This is a genomic window from Candidatus Niyogibacteria bacterium (assembly GCA_016432485.1).
GTDB lineage: Bacteria > Patescibacteriota > Minisyncoccia > HO2-45-28 > HO2-45-28 > HO2-45-28.
The window spans coordinates 485599-506276 of record CP066691.1; the positions used below are offsets into that span (position 1 = coordinate 485599).

A 20678-nucleotide genomic window follows, 5' to 3' on the forward strand; every position below is an offset into this window, starting at 1 on the left:
GTTAAATTAAAACCCATTTTTTAGTCTTGGAAATCGGGCGCGCCGATTCAATCACCGCCATCTCGCCGATTTTATGCTGGCCGGTTTCATAATGAGCGCTGTATCTTTTAAACCTTTTAAAATATTTCTTGTATTTCGGATGTTTTAAAAGGCGCGTAACTTCAACAATCGCCGTCTTATTCTGCGACAAAGAAATAATTTTGCCTTTAAACCTTTGTTTATGTTTTATTGAGTCGTTCATTTTCGTTTTAATTGATTAATGCGCGTAAGAAGACGGGCGATAATATGTTTTATTTCACGGCCTGATTTAACATTTTTAATCTTGGATTGGGACGCCGAAAAACGAAACTCACGAAGTTCCTCGCGGCTGGAAGCAAGCTCACGCTCAAGGTCCCCGATATTATTGCGGCTAAAAATTTCTTTTGTTTTCATTTTCATCTTTTTACTATTTTGGTTTTAAGTCCCAGTTTGGCTCCGGCTTTGCGCAGAGATTCGTGCGCGTTTTCATCGCTTAGACCGTCCACCTCAAAAATAACTCGCCCGGCCTTAACCATCGCGAAATATCCGACCAAATCGCCCTTTCCGGCTCCCATCCCGACCTCCGGAGGTTTAGCGGTTTTGGGACGATCAGGAAATATTCTGATCCACATTCGTCCTCCTTTCTGAACGTAACGCGATATGGCTTTGCGGCCGGCTTCAATTTGTTGGGCGGTTATATGGCCCCCTTCTTGAGACTTCAAACCAAAAGACCCGAAGGAAACTTCGGTTCCCCGATTGTCAACGCCGCGCTCACTACCGCGCAGACGATGCCATTTTCTATGTTTTACTTTTTTAGGCAACAACATGTCAAATTTATATGAATGTTAGTGAATAATAAATTTGAGCACCCCACACATAATTTACGATGGCCTGCTTCAAAAAATTGTCCGCAAGACAATTTTTTATTTTTATGCTGTTGCTGTGAATTATCATAATTTTTGTTATTTTTACTATTGTAAATTATGTGTGGGGTTCTCGAAAAATATAGTCGCTCACTTCGTTCGCTCCTTATTTTTCGGAAAATACCTCGCCCTTATAAATCCAGACCTTTATGCCGATATCGCCGTAAGGCAGGTGGGCTCTGGTCCGCGCAAAATCAATGTCGGCCCTTATGGTCTGCAAAGGAATCCGGCCGTCCGAAAGCCATTCGCGCCGGCTCATTTCGGCGCCGTCAAGACGTCCGGCTAAAGCAACTTTCACCCCCAAGACCTCTTTGTGGGAAGACACCTTGCTTAAAATCTGCTTGAGCACTCTTCTGAAAGGGAGCCTTTTTTCCAAACTTTCGGCCACCATTCTGGAGACCACCGCCGCGTCCGTTTCCGGACTCTTTATTTCCTCAATCGCCAGCTGCAATTCGCGAGGCCGGTTCAGACCAAACTTCTCAAAAAACTTTTCTATTTCCTTTTTTAAAGAATTCGCGCCGGCTCCGGATCTCCCGATGATAAGGCCGGGCCTTGAAGTGTGGATTATGATTTTCAAAAGCGTGGGCGATCTTTCAATTTCTATTTTTGAAACATACATCTTAATAAGACGATCATTAAGCCACGAACGCAATTTAACGTCGGCTTTTAAAAATTTACGGTAATTGCGCAAATCAAACCAGCGCGATTTCCAATCGCGAACCTGGCCTAATCTGAATGAATATGGGTGAACTCGATGGGTCATAATAAACCAATAATCAATAATCAAATGTTATTTCTCTTTTTCTGCGAGAACGAGTCTTACGCGGCTTGTTTTTTTTCTGATAAGCGACGGAACGCCTCTGGCCCGCGCCATGAAACGTTTGAAAACCGGGCCTTCATCTACGGTCAATTTTGAAATATAAAGATTTTTGGGCAACGAACTTAAATTATTGCGGGCATTGGCCGCGGCCGATTCCAAAAGCTTAGCCATGGGCTTGGCCGCTCCTTTTTTGGAAAATTTCAAAATTGTCCGGACTTCGTCTATATTTTTGCCCCTGATAGCGTCGGCCACCAATCTTAATTTTCTGGGAGCTATTCTAATGTAATTTAATTCGGCTTTCATATCTACGGCGTTTTAGCGGCGGCCTTCACCGATTCGGTTTCTTTCTGTTCCAGTTCTCTTTGCATACGCCCGCCGTGCCTCGTAAATTTTTTAGTCGGAGAAAATTCGCCCAAACGATGTCCGACCATCTCTTCGCTGACGGATACCGATATAAACTCGCGGCCGTTATGAACTCCGAAAACATAGCCGACCATCTCCGGAGAAATTTGGGAATTTCTGGACCAGGTCTTAATAACCTCCCTTGAACCGGCTGGAAGCCGGCTTATCTTTTTCAATAATTTTGGGTCCACATACGGACCTTTTTTCGCGCTTCGCGTCATATTATTTTTTTCTTTTTTGGAGAATCAGCGAGTTGGAATACTTGTGGCGCTTTCGCGTCTTTACTCCTCTCGTGCCCCGGCCCCAAAGATTCTTCGGCCTTCTTGTTCCGCGCAAAGTCCTGCCCTCACCGCCTCCATAAGGATGATCAACCGGATTCATTGCCGACCCCCTCACGGTCGGTCTGATGCCCATATGTCTGGACCTGCCAGCCTTACCGATAGTGATGAAACTTCTTTCCTCATTGGAAACCTGGCCAACGGAGGCCCAGGAATTTTTATTTATCCGCCTTATCTCCCCGGACGGCATCTTAATCTGGCTGTATTTTTCCTCATGGGCTAAAATCTCGGCGCGGCCTGCGGCAGCTCTTACAAGTTTAGCTCCTGATCCTGGCTCAATTTCAACATTATAAACCGATGTTCCCGAAGGAATCAAGCGAAGCGGCAAACGATTCCCGGGTTTAATCGGAGCATGTTCGGAAATAATAACCTCGTCGCCCGCCTTGATTCCAACAGGCAAAAGATGATACCTGTATTCGCCGTCACGATAAAGCACCAGCCCTATGAATCCCGACCGCCCGGGATCATATTCCGCTGATACGACACGAGCCGGAACATCCAACTTGTCGTATTTAAAATCAACTATTCTCTGGAGCCTTTTTGCCCCGCCGCCTCTATGACGAACGGTTATCCGCCCTCGATTATTCCGTCCGGCGGATTTTTTCATACCTTTAGTCAGACTTTTTCGGGGCTGGACCGAATACACAAGCGCTTTATATTCAGCAACTTGCATATGACGGCGCGATGGAGTTGTGGGTTTATAAGATTTCATTATGTGAATTCTATTTTATGACCCCGAGAGAGCCTAACCAAGGCCTTGCGGTATCCGGGACTATGGCCGAATTTCCGGCCGAAACTTCTTAAACGCGGGGGCATATTTATCACGTTCACTTTATCAACTTTTACTTTATATAATTCTTCAACCGCCATTTTTATATCTTTCTTGGAAGCTTCGTAAGCCACGTTAAAGACATAAACGCCTTCTTCTTTCATAATAGAAGATTTTTCAGTTATTTTGGGGCGAAGCAGGGTGGAAGCCGCGTGTTTAGATTCCCCCAGATTTTTACGTTCCTCTTTTTTCTCAACCTCGTCCGGCTCCAAAACAACATCGCGCCTGGAAACAATTTTTTCAAGCCTTTTTCTTTTTTCTTTTTTCTTAAAAAAATCAAGCAGATTCATACTTTTTAAATCTTGACTAAATTTAAAAGGTCTTTTTGACCCAGAATCAGATATTTTACCGCCAGCAAATCAAGAGGATTGATATTTCTGGCTTCCAAAGTTTTGACGCCGTAAATATTGCGAAAAGCCAGGTGGGTATTTCTGTCTTTAGCCGCAACTATGATTTTAGACCCCTTTTTAGCCAAACCTTCAAATCCTTTAATTTTACCCAGGGCTGTCAGAGCTTCTCTGGCTTTTTTGGTTTTGGACTCAAGCAATAAAACCTCATCCATAATCATCATTTCTTGATCAGCCATCTTTTTGGATAAAATCATAAATAAAGCTTTCTTTTTGGCTTTTTTGTTTATTTTCCGGCCGTATTTTTTTTCGTTCGTCGGTCCATGAGTCACCCCTCCGCCGACCCATATCGGAGAACGCGTTGAGCCGTGGCGAGCCCTGCCGGTTCCTTTCTGGCGCCAAGGCTTTTTTCCACCGCCGGAAACATCTCCGCGCCCCCGAGCCTGAGCAAGTCCTTTTCGGCTTTGGGAGCGCATGGATTCTATCACCTGATGAACCAAATCCGCGTTCCATTTCAAAGCAAAAATTTTCTCCGGCAATTCCAGAGTGTCCACTTTTTCGGCTTTTAAGTTGTATACGGAGACTTCCATAAATTAATTTCTTATCTCTACCAACGTCCCGCGTCTTCCGGGAACCGCTCCGGACACCAAAATCAGATTGTTTTCAGAATCCACTTTAAGGATTTTCAGATTGCGCATAGTAACGCGCCGTCCGCCCATCCTTCCGGGCATGCGCATACCCTTTGTAACCCGGCCTCCGGATCGGCCTCCGCCGCCTATTGAACCGGCTTCCCTCTCGGAATGCTTCTGACCATGAGTCCTCGGCCCGCCCGCGAACCCATGGCGCCTAACCACGCCCTGAAAACCCTTACCCTTGGAAATCGCGGAAACCCTTACTTTATCGCCTTCTTTAAAAACTCCTGCGCCAATAACATCTCCGGGTTGAAAATCTTCCGGCTTTTCAACCCTGAACTCCTTTAACCATTTCACATTGGAAATCGAAAATTGCCTGTCCGCCGAAGCTTTACTGTATCCTTCCGTAGCCTTTGGCGGAGGAGCGAAGGCGGAAAAATTGGAAATTTTTTTAAGATGTCCCTTTTGAGGTTTTTTAATGTGTTTGGAATTTTTGAAACCATACCCAATCTGAACGGATTTATATCCGTCCTTTTCGGGGGTTTTCAGCTGAACGATAACCACAGGACCCGCCTCGATCAGAGTCGCCGGCGTCAGATGGCCGTCCTCTGAAAAAACCTGCGTCATTTCCTTTTTTTGTCCTAAAATAAAACTCATGCGCTTGTTTTAATACCCCTAATTAAAAAACTCCGAGGCTCCGGAGTCTTTTAATCGGAAATCCCACGTGGTGATAAGCTTACATCATTTTAACTTCTATGTCCACACCTGCGGGAAGATTAAGATTTGTCAGAGAATCTATGATTTTAGGATTGGTATTCAAAATATCAATCAATCTTTTATGGACGCGCATCTCGAACTGTTCCCGGGAATTTTTATGGACGAAGGTTGAACGATTAACGGTATATTTTCTTATCTCGGTCGGCAAAGGAACAGGACCGACTATCTCGGCTCCGTATCTCAAAGAAGTGTCCACTATCTGTTTTACGCTGGAATCCAGAATCTTATTGTCATAGCCGCGCACGCGTATACGCAATTTCTGGCGTTCTTCTTTTTTGAGAGCCTTTGGCTTCTCGGCTGTCTTTATCTTTGCCACAATTTTAAAGAATTTATTTGATTATTTTAGTCACGACTCCCGCGCCGACTGTTTTGCCGCCTTCGCGAATCGCAAAACGCTGACGCTCTTCAAGGGCCACCGGAGCTATAAGCTTGATGCTCAAATTAACCGTATCTCCCGGCATAACCATTTCCGTTCCTTGGGGCAAAACCGCTTCACCCGTCACATCAGTTGTGCGCATATAAAACTGCGGTTTGTATCCGGCAAAAAACGGGGTGTGTCTGCCTCCTTCTTCTTTGGTCAGAATATAAATCTCGGCTTCAAATTCAGTGTGGGGCGTAATTGAACCGGGCTTAGCCAAAACCTGTCCGCGCTCAACATCTTCTTTTTTAAGGCCGCGCAAAAGTATTCCGGCGTTATCTCCGGCCATGCCCTCGTCTAAAGATTTATTAAACATTTCAATTCCGGTAACGACGGTCTTTTGCGTGTCTTTCAAACCCACGACCTCAATTTCTTCGGCAGTTTTGACTTTTCCGCGCTCAATTCGTCCGGTTACAACCGTGCCTCGGCCTTCAATGGAAAAGATGTCTTCAACCGGCATCAAAAACGGTTTTTCTACGTCGCGCACCGGCTCCGGTATATATTCATCCAGCTGTTTGGTCAATTCAAGCACTTGTTTCGCCCACTCATCATCGGCTGATTTGGCTTCAAGGGCCTTGAGAGCCGACCCGCGAATAATCGGGGTTTTATCGCCCGGATATTCGTATTTATTCAGAAGTTCCCTGACTTCGGCCTCAACCAAATCAACCAAATCTTTATCTTCAGCGGCATCAACTTTATTCAAAAAAACAATAATCGCGGGAACCCCGACTTGGCGCGCAAGAAGTATGTGCTCACGGGTTTGCGGCATAGGACCGTCAACGGCCGAAACCACCAAAACCGCTCCGTCCATTTGTGCAGCGCCCGTAATCATATTTTTGATGTAATCGGCATGTCCAGGAGCATCAATGTGGGCGTAATGCCTTTTCGGAGTTTCGTATTCCGAGTGATGCAAAGCAATGGTAATTCCGCGCTGGCGTTCTTCGGGAGCGTTATCAATATCCTCGACTTTTTCCTCTTTGACCTTGTTGCCGGCCAATTTAAGCACGTGCAAAATGGCCGCGGTCAAAGTGGTTTTGCCGTGGTCAACGTGCCCTATGGTGCCGACATTGACATGCGGCTTGGTCCGTTCAAATTTCTCTGCCATGTTTTTTAAAAATTTTGGAGCCGGGGCGAACAAAATTTTTGTAAAAATATGAGCACCCCTGCTCTAATTTTGCTTAATTTAACTAATAATCATTAATTATTTTCCGACTATCTTCGCCCTCGCGACCTGAGAACCGCGAATAGCGGCAAACTTATGGGGCGAAGCGGGTCGCCATGGATTTCCCCGCGAAATTAGAGCGGAGTAGCCATTCCAAGATATAAATTATAGTTTATTATACGCCTTATTTAAAGTCAAGTATGCCAATTTTCTGGATTTTCACAAAGAAACAGCTATACTTAATATCATTATGGGTAATCCCATTTGCAAATTAAATTTTATTTGTTAACACTCTAAAATTTAAGCAAATATGGCAAAAGAAATTGTTTTGTCCGGAATGAGACCGACGGGAGAATTGCATCTCGGAAATTACTTCGGCGCGTTGCGTCAGTGGGTTAACGCGCAGAATCGGGGATATAAATGTTTTTGGATGGTGGCCGACTTGCACTCCCTGACAACGCTTGAAGACACCAAAAGCGTCCGCAAAAATACTTACGAAATGGCCGCGACATGGATCGCCTCCGGACTTGACCCGAAAAAATCAGTTATCTTTTTGCAATCAGCCGTTCCGGAACACGGCGAACTTGCGTCGATTTTTTCCACGCTCCTTCCGGTTTCGATGCTGGAACTAAACCCGACTTATAAAGAAATGACTGCCGAACATCCGAAATCGGGGTCGTTTGGCATACTTAATTATCCGGTTTTACAGGCCGCCGATATTTTAATTTACAAAGCGACGGCAGTGCCAATAGGCAAAGATCAAAACGCGCATATTGAAATCGCGCGCGAAGTCGCGCGTAGATTTAATCACCGCTTCGGAAAAATTTTTCCGGAGCCGCAAGCGCTTTTCGGGGCATTGCCTAAAATATTTTCGCTCAAATTTCCAGACAAAAAAATGTCCAAATCGCACGGTTCTGATTCATATATTGCCCTTTTGGATTCGCCCGACAAAATCCGAGAAAAAATAAAAAGCGCGGTCACGGACTCCGGCTCTGATATTAAGTATGACGGGGCAAAAAAACCGGCCATATCCAACCTGCTTGCGATTTATGAATTGATTTCGGGTGTATCAATAAAAAAGCTTGAAACAAAATACAAAAAATCAGGATACTCCGAATTTAAAAAAGACCTAGCCGAAGCCGTCATCGCCCATCTTTCGCCGATTCAAAAAAAATACGCTCTGCTTTCGAAAAATCCCAAGGCAATAGATAAAATTTTAAAAGACGGCTCAAAAGCGGCTCGCATTTTCGCCCAAAAAACAATGGAAGAGGTCAAACAAAAAATAGGGCTTCTTGATTTTTATTAGAAATGTCAAAATCCAAAACCCCGCAGTTATGCGGGGCAAGTCGGCCTTTTGGATTTTTTCGTCAAGAGTTAGCGTAAGCTCTCTTTTTGCAGCTATGTTTGTTTTTACCACGATCGTGAGATTTTCTAACATCTCAAAAACGTAAATAAGTAAATAAAAACCGCCTCGACTGCGCCGAGACGGTTTTCAACCGCGAGTTAATCGCTTAATTTTTTAAAAGTCCTTTTGTGCATATCAACCACCGCTTTAATTATTAAACTAATTAGTGCGACAAGAACTGTGATAAGACCCAGAGCAAGACCCGCGATAGGACCCGTGACAAAACCTGCGCCAAAGCCCGCGATAAGACCCAGGGCAAGACCCGCGATAAGACCTAGAACAAGACCCGTGACAAAACCCGCGACAAGGTCTTCGTAATCTGCTCTATATTTTTTTAAAACAGGAAACAACCAGAGATAAACGGATAAAATGAGGTTCAGATAGAGTGGGAACAAAAAGACGTCAAACCAGCGGTTAACTGTTATTGAAAAAGAGCCGATTGCCACTTCGTAGGCGTGAGGAACATTTGCCAAGTAGCTGACAAGACCCCAGCCAACAGCGTAAATCAGAGCACCCCAGAAAAAAACGACCCCCATCAGATAAAACTTCTGTGTTTGGGACATCTTCTATTCTCCCTTGGCATCTAGGCCGGAGAGAAATCAAAAGCCAAACTCCGATGAGTATTGTACATTATAAGATTGACTCTATCAATTCTCTTATTTTCTCCTCCATCAGTTCTTTGCTTTCGGCTTCAACAACTAGACGGACGAGGGGTTCGGTTTTTGAGGCGCGGATGTTGAACCACCATTTTGGATATTCAACCGTCAGACCGTCAAGAAATGACTGCTTACCGCCTGAATATTCTTTTTTTAACCTTTCAATCGCCTCGGCCGGATTTTTGGTTTCAAAGTTTAATTCGCCGGAGTGAAAATACCGCATATAAGGTTTAAGGGTTTCAGAAAATGGCTTATCGGTTTTGGAGGCCAGAGACAAAACATGCGCCGCCATCAAAAGAGCCGAATCGGAATAATAAAAATCACGAAAATAAAAATGTCCCGAGAGTTCTCCTCCAAAACGAGCGTCTTTTAAACGCATTGCCGTCTTAATATTGGCATGGCCCACGGGAACACGCTCAAAACGAGCATTTTTATTTTTGGCGACATCCTCAATAATTTTTGAAACAGAGGCTGTGCCTAAACACAATTCTCCGCTTTGCAAAAAATTATCAAGTAAGAAAGCGTAAACATGGTTTGACTCAACCGTTTCTCCTTTTTCGTTTATAAAAAACACCCTGTCGCCGTCGGCGTCCACCATAAATCCCAGATCCGCTCCGGAATTTTTAACTTTTTCTTCAATCGTTTTTCTTGCTTCGGGTAAAAGCGGGTTTGGCGAGTGGTTTGGAAAATTTCCGTCGGGCTCAAAAAATAATTTTTCGGCTGAAACTCCGATTTCATCCAAAAATTTTTCCAAAACGAGTCCGGCCGAGCCGTTTGACGCGTCAACAACTATTTTTAACGGACGTTCAACGTCCGTATATTTTTTCAGGAAATCCAGATAACCGCGGACAAAATCTTTTTTCGCGATTTTTCCCGCGCCTATTTTCCGAGGCATTTCGGAGCCAGCCAGTATTTCAATTTCGGGCAGGCCGTCTTTTTTATAGACCGGCCATCCGCCCTCGCGCACAAGTTTTAAGCCATTATATTCTTTGGGATTGTGAGATGCGCTAACCATTGCCCCGCCCGCAGCACCCGATGAATTCACGGCGAAATAAAAAAGAGGAGTTGAAACAAGTCCAATATCAATAACATCCCTGCCCCGGTCCAAACCCCCCCGGCTAAAGGCCTCAAATAATTCCGGCGACGAAAGACGCGCGTCGCGGCCAACTACGATATTTCCGAAAATTTTTTTGCGCCCCAGATATTCCGAAAACGCCGCGCCTATTTTATAAGCCGCGCTTTCATCAATTTCATCGGGGTATTTCCCGCGGATATCGTATTCTTTGAAAATTTCCGACTTGATATTACGCATCTTTATATTTTAACATTTCTCTATGGCTTTAACTGTAGGTATCATTGGCCTGCCGAATGTGGGAAAATCGTCCCTTTTTAACGCGCTATTAAAACGCGAGCAAGCGCTCGTGGCCAATTACCCTTTCGCGACAATTGAGCCGAATATAGGCGTGGTCAGCGTCCCCGATGAACGCCTTGATAAACTCGCGCGCTGGTTTAATCAAGAAAACCCGCCGCCGACGATTCCGACCGCCATAACCTTTGTTGATATTGCGGGACTGGTCAAGGGCGCGTCCGCCGGAGAAGGCCTTGGGAATCAATTTTTAAACCACATTAAAAACGCTTCCATAATACTGGAGGTCGTGCGCGACTTTGACGATCCGGAAATTTCCAGAGAACATTCAAAGGACCCCAGCGAGGATGCCGAAACCATTGAGACCGAACTTAGACTAAAAGACCTTGAAACACTAGATAAAAAAATTAGCTCCGTGAAAAAAGACCCGGCCAAAAAAAACGAATCTTCTTTTCTGGCGGCGCTGAAAGAAAAAATTTCTTCCGGCGAGGATTTAAAAATCCCGGAAAAAGATTCCCAAAATGAAAAAATATCCGAACTACTTAGGGAGCTAAGCTTGCTTTCTTTGAAACCAAAAATTTACGCCTTCAACAGCGATTCGTCAAAACTCGCGCAAAAAGACGAACGCCCCAAGACCCATCGCGGAAGGCTAGTCGTATATTTTTCCGCGATTTCAGGCGAAGGGCTTGAAAAGATAATAAAGGCCGGCTATGAAACGCTGGACTTGATTTCTTTTTTAACTGTCGGCGAGAAAGAAGCGCGGGCATGGACAATAAAAAGGGGGACGAAAGCCAGAGAAGCCGCGGGCGTCATTCATTCCGATTTTGAGAAAAACTTCATAAGAGCGCGGATTATAGATTGGAAAAAACTGGTCGCGGTCAAATCTTTGGCCGATGCCGCAAGCCGCGGACTAATTCGCTCCGAAGGCAAAGATTATATAATGCAGGACGGCGACGTGGTTGAATTTCTGGTGGGCAAATAGAACTTGCGTCAGAGCTCAAGGTATGATATTCTTTTATTCAATGGACACGGAAAGCGATCCGAAATTATACGAAATATCCTATCTGGCTAAAGCCGCCGACGAACAAGCGGCTTTAGATGGTGCGGCTTCAATTACCGGAATCATAGAAAAAGAACGCGGCATTATCGCGACACAAAACCGGCCGACAAAGAAAGATTTAAGCTACCCTATAGAAGGCGCGCGGGAAGGATGGTGGGGATGGATAAAATTCATGTCCAGGCCGGAAAGTATAGGAGCTATCAGAGAAAAAGCGAATAACGACCCGAAAATAGAGCGGTTTGCCATTTTTAAAATTAATAAAGCCGAGATAGCCGAAAAATCCAGGACTAAAAGAAGAATTATCCGCCCTCCCGAGGAAAAAACCAACATTGAAGAAATAGATAAAAAACTCGAGGAAATACTCGGAAATTAATATTAATTTTCAATAAAAATATGAACCTAAATAAAATTTTTATAATCGGCAATTTGACCCGCGACCCGGAAACAAGATCACTGCCGTCGGGCCAAAACGTAACTTCGTTCGGCGTGGCCACGAACAGATTCTTCAATAAAGACGGACAAAAACAACAGGATACCCAATTCCATAATGTCGTGGCTTTCGGTCGTCTGGCAGACGTCGCCAAACAATATCTGAACAAGGGATCCCTTATAATGGTTGAGGGCCGGATTCAAAATCGCTCATGGCAGGGGCAAGACGGACAGAAAAAATACCGCACCGAGATAGTGACTGAAAGAATGCAGCTCGGCCCAAGAAATTCCGGCTCTTCGGCAAGCCGCCCGGAAAAAGCGAAAGAAGAAAGCCAGCCGGAAGTGGACACGATTGAATACGGAGAAGAAAATATTAATCCGGACGATATCCCGTTTTAAAATTAAATGTGGATCCGCCTTCGCCAAGGCTTCGGCGGATTCTCATTTTTGCAATTACTCGTTAAATTCGTAAGTAAAAATGGAAAAAAAACAGCAGTGCTATTTTTGCACTTCAAATATGAAATCGGTGGATTATAAAAACACCGAGGTCTTAAAGCGTTTTTTGACTCCGCAGTCAAAAATTTTGGCTCGCCGCAAAACCTTTGTCTGCTCCGCCCACCAACGTAAGCTCGCCCGTGCCATCAAACGCGCGAGACAAATGGCCCTTATGCCGTTTGTTACGCATTAGCGTCTTTAGGCCTTTGCCGCTTCTTTTATTTTTTTGACCAACTCCTGAACGATTTTATGGTTTTCTTTCAAAAAAATCCTGGCGTTATCATATCCGACGCCGAGTTTATCGGCTTCATAAGAAAAAGTGTTGCCTGATTTTTTGATCAGCTCGTATTTAATGCCTAAATTCAAAATATCGCCCTCATAAGAAATGCCTTCTCCGAACATTATGTCAAATTCGGCGACCCTAAACGGAGGCGCCACTTTGTTTTTTACCACTTTGGCCTTAACTCTGTTGCCGATTGATTCTTCGCCTTTTTTAATTTGGGCCATGCGCCTGACGTCAATTCGGACCGAAGCGTAAAATTTGAGCGCCTTGCCGCCCGGGGTCGTTTCCGGGTTGCCGAACATCATGCCGATTTGCATCCTGATTTGATTTATAAAAATAACAATGGTTTTAGTTTTGGCCACAAGCGCCGTAAGTTTGCGAAGCGCTTGAGACATCAATCTTGCCTGCAGGCCGATATGGGCCTGGCCCATTTCTCCCTCAATTTCAGCCTGCGGAGTGAGCGCCGCGACCGAATCAATGACTACCACATCAATGCTTCCGGAACGAACCAGGGATTCAACTATTTCCAAAGCTTGCTCGCCGGTATCGGGCTGAGATATTAAAAGATCATTTATTTTAACACCAATCCGCTTGGCATACTCCGGATCAAGCGCGTGCTCGGCATCCACAAAAGCGCAAAGACCTCCTTTTTTCTGGGCTTGAGCCACGATATTTAAAGCCAAGGTTGTTTTGCCGGAACTTTCCGGGCCGAAAATTTCAATCACCCGGCCTCTCGGGACTCCGCCAACGCCCAAGGCCATATCAAGCGACAGCGAACCCGTAGGAATGACGTCAACGTCAACCCTTCGCGCCTCGCCCAATTTCATAATCGCGCCCTCGCCATATTTTTGCTGAATCCCTTTAATCGCGGCCTCTATATTGGCAGCTTTGTTGCTTTTTTCTTCGCTTGGTTTTTTTGTCATAAATTTTAATAATTATTCTAATTATTCGGGCATTCTCACCATCACCATCCTTTGTTCGAAAAGCTTCCTGCCGAAACGTCCGTCGGCCTTCAGCTCAATGATATTCAAACCGGAAAATAAAATCAATTCCTCTTCAAAATTCCCTTTTTCGTCCGTATAAATCGGGCGTCCGTTCAACTCAAGCCGGGAAATATCCCGACTACGGCCCTTGACTAAAACCCTGGAATTATTAAGCGTTACGCCCTCTTCGGGAAAATCAATTGATACGGTCGGGCCGAGCCAAAATCCCTGAAAATTAAAAACAAAATAAATAAAAAAGGCGGTGAGCAGGAGGCCGAAAATAAAAATCGCGGCAAAACGGCGCATAAAAATTAAAACGAATCAAAAAAATTTTTATCCCCGGCACTAAACTCCTCATTTTCACCTTCAGAAGATGATTCTTCCTTCTTTGCCCCCTTTTTAGTCAAAACATCTCGGGGCTTTGCGCCGTCAGCCGGACCGATAATTCCCCGCGATTCCATAATATCTAAAAGACGCGCCGCCCGCGCATAGCCCACTCTTAACCGGCGCTGCAAATAAGAGGCCGAGGCCTTACCGGCCTGCATCACAACCTCTTCGGCTTGTTTATATAATTCATCATCAACGTCTTCTTCTTCGGATGAATCAAAAATTGAGGAAGTGCTGCTTTCCGGTTCAAGATTCAACCCGCCGAATTCGGCTTGGGCGTATTGAGCTTCAAGATGCTGGGTAACACGGCGCACTTCGGATTCTGAAACAAAAGCGCCCTGCAAACGCTTGGGCTTGGAAGTGTCACCGGATAAATACAGCATATCGCCGTTTCCCAGAAGTTTTTCAGAGCCGGCCATATCAAGAATTGTTCTGGAATCAACTTGCGAAGCCACCTGAAAAGCAATGCGGCTGGTTATATTTGCCTTAATCAAACCGGTTATCACTTCCACCGACGGCCTTTGGGTTGAAACAACCAGATGTATTCCGACGGCTCTGGACATTTGAGCCAAACGAACTATTGAAGCTTCCATTTCTCTGGGATATGCCGCCATCATATCCGCCAACTCATCTATAACTACAATAATATATGGCATTGGATTTTCTCCGGCGTCTTTTAAGGGTTGATAAGATTTTATGTCGCGGACTTTGGCTCCGGCCAAAAGCTCGTATCTTCGTTCCATTTCTTTCACCGCCCACCTCAGGGCCATAATCGCTTTTTTGGAATCCGTAATAACCGGCGTCAAAATATGCGGAATTCCGGAGTAAACGGATAGTTCAACTCTTTTGGGGTCTATCATTAAAAACCTGAGTCTTTCGGGAGGATTGCGGAATAAAAGCGACATCATCATCGCGTGAATCGCAACTGATTTTCCGGAACCGGTCGAACCGGCTACCAAAAGATGCGGCATTTTACAAAGATCGGCAAAAATTGCCCGTCCCGTAACATCGCGCCCAAGGCCCAAAAGAAGCGGAGTCGGAGAGACAGCATATTCTTCTTGAGACAAAATACTGCCCATTCCCACAAGAGCTATGGATTTATTCGGTATCTCAACGCCGACCAAAGACTTGCCGGGAATTGGAGCCTCAATCCTTATGGGATGAGCCGCCAGGGCCAAAGATAAATCATTTTGCAAACCGGTAATGCGTGAAAGTTTTATGCCTTCGGCCGGCCTTAAAGTATATTGAGTGATGGACGGCCCGACATTTATCTCACCCATTTCAACCACGATGCCGAAATTCTGAAGAGTTCTTTTTATTATGTTGGAATTGGCTTTGATGTCGCCCGATGACGGCTTGCCTTTGTCGTTTTCCAAAAGATCCAGCGGCGGAGGTTTAAACTCTCCTCCTACGGCTAAAAAGACCGCGCTATTTTTGTTTTTCTGGGCAAAATTTAGAGGCATCCGTTCCTCATCCGGTTCGGCTTCCGGCTCTTCTTTCGGAACTTCTTCAGTTTTTAGGCCTTCAAGCGCGGCATTATCTTCAAACCGCTGACGAATAACAGTGCCCGGAATTTCTTTTGCCACGGACCAGGCCGAAGACGGAGATTCTTTGACTTCCGAGTCCGCTTCTTCCGGCTCTGTTTCTTCTTTTTTAGCAAACCAGCGCCGCGGTTTTATAGAAACATTAAGCATTAAAAGAAACGATACTCCCACTAAAGCAAACAATATTACCAGAGTAGCCCAAAAATCAAAAAGTTTTAAAAGCGGCAGGGAAAACGCGAAGCCCAGAAAACCCGCGGTTTTTTCGCCAAAAACCGCGTCAAAAATACCTAGAGCCGAAAAAAGCATTAAAACCCCTCCGCCAACGGTAGTGGCCACCAGATGAGCGCGAAGCGAAAAAATAAAAGACAGACCGGCCAGGAAAAAAACCAGCGGGACCAAAAAGAAAGCCCGGCCGAAAAGAAGCTCCAAAAAACCGTAAATGCGTTCTCCGACCAAGCCGGCTTGCCCGTAGGCGGCAAGAACAAAAAGAAGGGAGGAGGCAAAAGAAAAAATAGCCCAAATGGAGTGTTTGGTTTCGCTGTTTAATCTTTCAAATTTAACCTCGTCTTCAGCTTCTTTTTTTTTAGCTCTGCGCCTTAATTTTTTTCTGGCCATTTGCATTTATTATACAGATTTCTCGCAAAAAATAAAAACTCTCGGCTGTGCCGAGAGTTTCATTTATTTACTGTGTTTTAAAACCTCAAGCGCCATATCAAGCGCTTCGTCCTTGAGCGTCAATCGGTCATCTGTTGCCGGAACATGCGGTTCAACTCCTTTGCCGTGAACTCTGTAACCGGAAACTGGAAAAATGTATTCATAAGTCGTTATATAAGCTTCCCCTCCGCTTTCCATCCCCCAATTTGACTGCACAAGCCCTTTGCCAAATGTTTTTTCGCCAACAATCTTCGCAAGACCGTAGTCTTTCAAAACCCCCGCCAAAATTTCAGAAGAGCTCGCCGAATTTCTATTTATCAAAACCGCGATCGGCCCCTCAAATATTACGGGTACGGAATAGTCGGAGTAAAAAGCAATTTCTTTTTTCCCTCTTTTCTCGTGAAAAAGCATGATCCTTCCCGGAGGGACGAGGCGGTCAAGCACGCCATCGACAGCGTTTTCCAAGCCGCCCGGATTATTCCTGACATCAATAACAAGCTTTTTCATTCCCTGTTTTTTCAGCTCAAAAACAATGTCTTCAAATCCTTTTGCCGTATCGGGGGAAAAAGCAGTTATCTGAACATAGCCGATATCATTTGTTTTCATCTCGCCCCAGACGGTTTCACGCGCTACGGTTTTTCGCAAAATTTGTAAAACAACCTCCGTGCTGTCGGGCTTTCTAAACTTAATCCTTACGTTCGTGTTTTCAGAACTTTTTTCAAGATATGTTCCTTTAATAAGGTCCAGCACGTCTTTCGTTTCCATACCCGCGGCTTTTTTCAGCTCGCCCTTTTGGTTTTGCACGGCAACAATTGACCATCCGCGCTTCACGCCCGCCAAATGCGCTCCGCCATTTTTGAAAACCTGCGTTATGTAAATTCCCCGCTCACCCACAATACCATAGCGCTTTATCAAAATCTGCCCTTCCTTTTGTATCAAAGTTTCATATTCCGGGTCAGTCTCGGGAAGTTGCTGTCTTTTTTTCAAATGCGTTTCAAGTTCCTTCAAAAATTCAATCTCGTCTTCGGGATGCGCGGAGAGACCAACTCCTATTCCCACAAACTTCTCTCCTAACCTTTCCAAGGTGGTTTTTCCCTGCGGAGCAAGGCGGAAAAAGCTAAAACGGTCAAGATTGTCGCGAACGATTTTATTCAAGGACTCCTCAAGCCCCTGGATGATGGCTTTTTCCTGCTCTGGAGTTAATTTCTTGTAATATTCTTCTTCAATAATGGTCAGGGCTTCCTGAATCCGTTTGCCCGCGTTCTCAAGTTCACCCGCGTACCCGATAATTGCCGAGAAAACAAAAATTGAAGCAAGTAAAGACGCAAATATTCTTTTCATCACAAATCCTCCTCAATTTCAAAAAACCTGTTTTTAAGATAACACCTGAAACCAAGCCGCGCCTCTTTACAAAAGGAATAAAATGGTTTTTAAAAATTTCAAGAGAAAGCACCCTCCCGAAATTTTGGAAAAATTAGGGTTTTGAGATCACAAAATCCTCCCCGCGAACGGAGGGGTTTTTAATATTTACTTAAAAACGCCCGTGTGTTATTTTCAGCCCAGAGATGGCTTTCCTTGAAAATATAAGCAGGGGGTGGAAATGCTCAAAAGCAATGAATTTCCAAACGGACAAAAGGAGCATCTTACCTATTACAAGGCGCTGTTTGGTTATATCGTCATCGGGACCATTTTTATTTTTCTTGTAAGCGTCGGCATCGCGCAAACACTTCTTGCCTGGAACACCTCGGTATTTGTCAGCACCATGCTAATGTTCGCGGTAATGGTTTTTTATTTCAGAAAAACCTTGAAAAGATCGGGGTTTATGGGTCTCGAAAAAGACGCTTTGGACTTGGTAAGAAAAAAGTTGGCGGAGACGGAAACGGAAAAACTGCCCGATTGCCATGAACTTATTTTTGAAACCGACGCTTTTTTTGAAAGATATTCCGCGACGGAATTTAACGGCACTTCTGTCGTCGACTATTTCAGGGACTTAGGAAAAAGAATCAAGGCGGTCGGCGCGCTTGCGGGCAAACACAAAAAAGAACCCGTGCTCACAGATGAATTAAAATTCTGTTTCTATGCCAATATGGAACGGCTTATCAAACCAACGGTCAATGGCGCTAGAAAACTTCTTCTTTTCGGTTTTCTGGGAACGGTCACGGGAATTCTGTTAATCGGTGTGGGCATGCAATTCGGGGAAAGCGCGCAACAGGCTCAGCTCATAGCGAAAGAACTGATCGGCGGACTTGGGGTGGCGGCAATAACAACCATTTTAGGCCTTGTCGGAAACTTGTTCTTGAGTTCTATTTACGAGCAGCATGAAGACATAAGAGATCGGATTCTCGCGGAACTTGCGCGCCTGACAAGTATCTACGGATTGGATCTGTGCTCGCCTCCCGAACCAGAGGAGGAAATGGCGAATGGATAAATGGAGAATTTTTTCAAGAAGAGAATCCGACCATGCTATCGTCCAGGGAGACCTGACGCTTCTTATAGCCATTATTCCTTTTATGCTTGTGTTTTTGTTTCTAATTCACCTAAACGACGCCTCAAGCAAAGACCAAGACAAAAATCCCTTTGAAGTCACGGTTGAATGGGACGGAAAATCGCCGGTTGATATTGATACCTGGACTTGGTGCACCAACCCCTCGACGGAACTTTGGGAAATTGTCAGTTACCAAAACAGAAAGGGCAAATTTCTTCTTCTGGACCAGGACGACAGAGGTTACAAAGACGAAAGTCCTCTTGACGACAAAAATAAAGAGAAAGTAAAATCGCTAGGTAACCGTCTGCCGGCTGCCCTTTGCGGGGTAAATCTGCATGTCTACGGCACAAACGGCGGAACTCTGCCCATTGAAGTAACTGTGTCTGCAGTCCTTTTCAAGGGGCACGAGACCGGAAAACAAATTGTGCTTTTGGACCAGAAAAAATTTACCCTAAGCAGAGTTGGAGAAGAAATTACGACAACCAGTTTTGAAATTGACACGGAAGGCAAATTAATGGTAGGAAGTAATAAGACGACAATCCAGATGCGTTGCGCCAGTTCTTCTGGTCGCAACTGTACTCCTGCCTGGTGAGGGACGGAAAATGGACGCACCGCTCTTCGGCGTGCTAAAAACTACTTTCAGAATTGTTTTTTATTCAGAGCCATGGTTTGAATGGTTGGTGCCTATTTTGACGACTCTTGTAATGTTGTACTGGCTCTTTATAATTCTGCACCGGACACATGCTTCAAGAAATTTTAAAGTTTCCATGGCGATCTTATCTCTGCCGATCTCTTTCATGCTGTTAAACATACCTAATTTCTATAAATATATGAACGCGGGCGCGCCAGACAAAAACTGCCCGGAAATCAACATCAATCCGTTAACCAAAGAAATTGAACCGATTAAATACGATTATTTAGCACAGCATGTGGTGCCGGGTCCGGTAGAATCGGGATTCGCCGACTTGTTTCTTAAACAGCACGAAATCTTTGGGCAAAGTTTGAACGTCCAAAACTCTCATGTTTGCCGTCTCCCTTACGATGAGCGAACAAGAATGCTCCTGCAAAATTTGCAAGAAGCAAAAAGACTTCAGGGGGAGGCGGCTAAAAGAGCCGGCGTGCCTGTCGAATCGGCCTCGGAATTCGGAAACATTCGGATTACTCTGCCGGGTTCTGCAGAAAGCAGAGCGAAAATGGATTCTGCTTTACGCAAAAAGGGCGACAAAGAACAAAAGGGTGAACGAGATCGTGATGAAAGTTTCGGTCGCGCCGAATTCAAGGCGCCAAAGACAAATCTTGTCCCAAAGACGGAAACGGGCCGGTGAAATATCCGGCCTTTTAATTTGACAGATCGGCTATCTTTATAAAAATAGCCCCGCCATCCGTTATATTCCTATAACGATTAGCGGGACTGGATTCAAAAAATTATTTTGGAGGAATAAAAAATCTTTTTATTTCATCCGAACACTTTGCGCATTTATCCATAATTTCGCGCCCAATCGCGTTAATTTTCAGCATTCCGCCGATGCGGCTAAGGTATCTGCCGAATGGGTCCATAAGCACATACTGCGCCAGACCAACCAACTCAAATTCTCCGTCCTTTATAGCCACAACCGGCCCGCCGCTGTCGCCCGGATATATGCCGTTAGAGATACGCGCGGTATCTTGATTTTCAGATGCGGTCAAAGATGACACAATGCCCTCGCGGACGTTAACGCCGCTTGAAGCCGGATCGCCTACGATATAAATAAAATTCCCCAGGCTCAGTTTATTGCTATTTCCGATGGAATAAGGAAAAAACGGGACTTTTAAAAACGGGGGTATTTCAAAAAGAGCCACTTCAACAATCCCATCCGCGCTCACGTAAAGCGGGTCTAATTTATACTCTCGGCCACCGACCATAATAAAAGTTTCTTCGGATATTTTTTTCGCGGGGATTATGGTCGGGCCGAACGGCGTCATAACCTGCAAAGAAGGCGGGTGCTTCACCACGTGAGTCAGGGTCAGCAACAGCCGCCCCTCATTTATGGCCAACCCCCGTCCGTCCAAGATGCGGATTATTTTTTTGGAAACATTGGGAGGCACATCTTCGGTTTGTTCAAAAACAGTTTTGGTTCTTATTCTGGCAAGGGCCGGAATAATCTTTTCGAGCTTGCTTCCCAAATCAGGAATCAAAGAATTATTATTGTCGTACGGCTCGGCTCGAGCCAGAAAACCGCCCAAAAACACCAAAATAAAGGCCATTAAAAGAATCTTCCTCATCTT

The 20678-nt window shown here is 45.0% G+C and carries 27 protein-coding genes; 8 read left to right on the forward strand and 19 right to left on the reverse strand.

Features of this window, described 5'->3' with window-relative positions:
* Nucleotide 1: 1 nt before the first annotated feature.
* The 12 genes from rpsQ to tuf all read right to left on the reverse strand — a co-directional run bounded on the left by rpsQ (nt 2) and on the right by tuf (nt 6609).
* The gene (rpsQ, locus tag HYY55_02620; protein ID QQG45853.1) at nt 2-241 is read right to left on the reverse strand and encodes a 30S ribosomal protein S17; all 240 of its coding nucleotides are present in this window, start codon (nt 239-241) and stop codon (nt 2-4) included.
* A complete protein-coding gene (rpmC, locus tag HYY55_02625; protein ID QQG45854.1) occupies nt 238-438 on the reverse strand; it encodes a 50S ribosomal protein L29 in 201 nt (66 codons plus the stop codon). The genes rpsQ and rpmC overlap by 4 nt, the downstream gene beginning before the upstream one ends.
* Nucleotides 435-845 carry a 50S ribosomal protein L16 gene (rplP, locus tag HYY55_02630; protein QQG45855.1) on the reverse strand — a complete coding sequence of 137 codons (411 nt, stop codon included), beginning with the start codon at nt 843-845 and terminating at the stop codon, nt 435-437. The genes rpmC and rplP overlap by 4 nt, the downstream gene beginning before the upstream one ends.
* 202 nt (nt 846-1047) lie before the next feature.
* Complete coding sequence (rpsC, locus tag HYY55_02635; protein ID QQG45856.1) at nt 1048-1704, reverse strand: 30S ribosomal protein S3; 657 nt, start codon at nt 1702-1704, stop codon at nt 1048-1050.
* 27 nt (nt 1705-1731) lie between these two features.
* Nucleotides 1732-2064: a 50S ribosomal protein L22 gene (gene rplV, locus HYY55_02640; protein QQG45857.1), complete on the reverse strand. Its 333-nt coding sequence runs from the start codon at nt 2062-2064 to the stop codon at nt 1732-1734.
* Between the two features lie 2 nt (nt 2065-2066).
* Nucleotides 2067-2384, reverse strand: a complete 318-nt coding sequence (gene rpsS, locus HYY55_02645; GenBank protein ID QQG45858.1) for a 30S ribosomal protein S19 — start codon at nt 2382-2384, stop codon at nt 2067-2069.
* Nucleotide 2385: 1 nt separating this feature from the next.
* Nucleotides 2386-3213 (reverse strand): 50S ribosomal protein L2, encoded by an 828-nt coding sequence (rplB, locus tag HYY55_02650; GenBank protein QQG45859.1) that lies wholly within the window; start codon nt 3211-3213, stop codon nt 2386-2388.
* Nucleotides 3213-3620, reverse strand: coding sequence for a 50S ribosomal protein L23 (gene rplW / locus HYY55_02655; protein ID QQG45860.1), 408 nt, complete (start codon nt 3618-3620; stop codon nt 3213-3215). Before rplW ends, rplB begins: the two co-directional genes overlap by 1 nt.
* Nucleotides 3621-3625: 5 nt before the next feature.
* Complete coding sequence (gene rplD / locus HYY55_02660) at nt 3626-4267, reverse strand: 50S ribosomal protein L4 (protein QQG45861.1); 642 nt, start codon at nt 4265-4267, stop codon at nt 3626-3628.
* 3 nt (nt 4268-4270) lie between these two features.
* A complete protein-coding gene (gene rplC, locus HYY55_02665) occupies nt 4271-4966 on the reverse strand; it encodes a 50S ribosomal protein L3 (GenBank protein ID QQG45862.1) in 696 nt (231 codons plus the stop codon).
* 79 nt (nt 4967-5045) lie between these two features.
* Nucleotides 5046-5393 (reverse strand): 30S ribosomal protein S10, encoded by a 348-nt coding sequence (gene rpsJ / locus HYY55_02670; protein ID QQG46650.1) that lies wholly within the window; start codon nt 5391-5393, stop codon nt 5046-5048.
* Between the two features lie 22 nt (nt 5394-5415).
* Nucleotides 5416-6609, reverse strand: coding sequence for an elongation factor Tu (tuf, locus tag HYY55_02675; protein QQG45863.1), 1194 nt, complete (start codon nt 6607-6609; stop codon nt 5416-5418).
* A gap of 367 nt (nt 6610-6976) precedes the next feature.
* Here tuf and trpS point away from each other — a divergent pair, with 367 nt between their 5' ends.
* The gene (trpS, locus tag HYY55_02680) at nt 6977-7972 is read left to right on the forward strand and encodes a tryptophan--tRNA ligase (GenBank protein QQG45864.1); all 996 of its coding nucleotides are present in this window, start codon (nt 6977-6979) and stop codon (nt 7970-7972) included.
* A 197-nt stretch (nt 7973-8169) separates the two neighbouring features.
* Here trpS and HYY55_02685 read toward each other — a convergent pair whose 3' ends face one another.
* Both HYY55_02685 and HYY55_02690 read right to left on the reverse strand, forming a co-directional pair.
* Nucleotides 8170-8607: a hypothetical protein gene (locus HYY55_02685; GenBank protein QQG45865.1), complete on the reverse strand. Its 438-nt coding sequence runs from the start codon at nt 8605-8607 to the stop codon at nt 8170-8172.
* A gap of 94 nt (nt 8608-8701) precedes the next feature.
* Nucleotides 8702-10039, reverse strand: a complete 1338-nt coding sequence (locus HYY55_02690) for a phosphomannomutase/phosphoglucomutase (protein ID QQG45866.1) — start codon at nt 10037-10039, stop codon at nt 8702-8704.
* 22 nt (nt 10040-10061) lie between these two features.
* On the opposite strand from HYY55_02690, the gene HYY55_02695 reads away from it, so the two are divergent.
* From HYY55_02695 to HYY55_02710, 4 genes are all read left to right on the forward strand, one after another.
* Complete coding sequence (locus HYY55_02695; protein QQG45867.1) at nt 10062-11075, forward strand: YchF family ATPase; 1014 nt, start codon at nt 10062-10064, stop codon at nt 11073-11075.
* A 40-nt stretch (nt 11076-11115) separates the two neighbouring features.
* Entirely contained in the window at nt 11116-11526 is a 411-nt protein-coding gene (locus tag HYY55_02700; GenBank protein QQG45868.1) for a 30S ribosomal protein S6, read from the forward strand.
* A gap of 20 nt (nt 11527-11546) precedes the next feature.
* Nucleotides 11547-11981, forward strand: a complete 435-nt coding sequence (locus HYY55_02705; protein ID QQG45869.1) for a single-stranded DNA-binding protein — start codon at nt 11547-11549, stop codon at nt 11979-11981.
* 79 nt (nt 11982-12060) lie between these two features.
* Nucleotides 12061-12270 (forward strand): 30S ribosomal protein S18, encoded by a 210-nt coding sequence (locus HYY55_02710; GenBank protein ID QQG45870.1) that lies wholly within the window; start codon nt 12061-12063, stop codon nt 12268-12270.
* 5 nt (nt 12271-12275) lie between these two features.
* Here the strand turns inward: HYY55_02710 and recA are convergent, their stop codons facing one another.
* From recA to HYY55_02730, 4 genes are read right to left on the reverse strand one after another with little or no spacing between them, the layout of a single operon-like run.
* A complete protein-coding gene (gene recA / locus HYY55_02715) occupies nt 12276-13283 on the reverse strand; it encodes a recombinase RecA (protein QQG45871.1) in 1008 nt (335 codons plus the stop codon).
* A gap of 21 nt (nt 13284-13304) precedes the next feature.
* The gene (locus HYY55_02720; protein ID QQG45872.1) at nt 13305-13649 is read right to left on the reverse strand and encodes a hypothetical protein; all 345 of its coding nucleotides are present in this window, start codon (nt 13647-13649) and stop codon (nt 13305-13307) included.
* 5 nt (nt 13650-13654) lie between these two features.
* Nucleotides 13655-15895 (reverse strand): DNA translocase FtsK, encoded by a 2241-nt coding sequence (locus HYY55_02725; GenBank protein ID QQG45873.1) that lies wholly within the window; start codon nt 15893-15895, stop codon nt 13655-13657.
* 57 nt (nt 15896-15952) lie between these two features.
* Nucleotides 15953-17269 carry a hypothetical protein gene (locus tag HYY55_02730; GenBank protein QQG45874.1) on the reverse strand — a complete coding sequence of 439 codons (1317 nt, stop codon included), beginning with the start codon at nt 17267-17269 and terminating at the stop codon, nt 15953-15955.
* A gap of 259 nt (nt 17270-17528) precedes the next feature.
* Here HYY55_02730 and HYY55_02735 point away from each other — a divergent pair, with 259 nt between their 5' ends.
* The 3 genes from HYY55_02735 to HYY55_02745 are packed head-to-tail and all read left to right on the forward strand — an operon-like array spanning nt 17529 to nt 19738.
* Complete coding sequence (locus HYY55_02735; GenBank protein ID QQG45875.1) at nt 17529-18356, forward strand: hypothetical protein; 828 nt, start codon at nt 17529-17531, stop codon at nt 18354-18356.
* Complete coding sequence (locus tag HYY55_02740; GenBank protein QQG45876.1) at nt 18349-19005, forward strand: hypothetical protein; 657 nt, start codon at nt 18349-18351, stop codon at nt 19003-19005. Before HYY55_02735 ends, HYY55_02740 begins: the two co-directional genes overlap by 8 nt.
* A gap of 10 nt (nt 19006-19015) precedes the next feature.
* Nucleotides 19016-19738, forward strand: a complete 723-nt coding sequence (locus HYY55_02745) for a hypothetical protein (GenBank protein ID QQG45877.1) — start codon at nt 19016-19018, stop codon at nt 19736-19738.
* Nucleotides 19739-19838: 100 nt separating this feature from the next.
* Here HYY55_02745 and HYY55_02750 read toward each other — a convergent pair whose 3' ends face one another.
* Entirely contained in the window at nt 19839-20675 is an 837-nt protein-coding gene (locus HYY55_02750; GenBank protein ID QQG45878.1) for a trypsin-like peptidase domain-containing protein, read from the reverse strand.
* Nucleotides 20676-20678 lie beyond the last annotated feature (3 nt).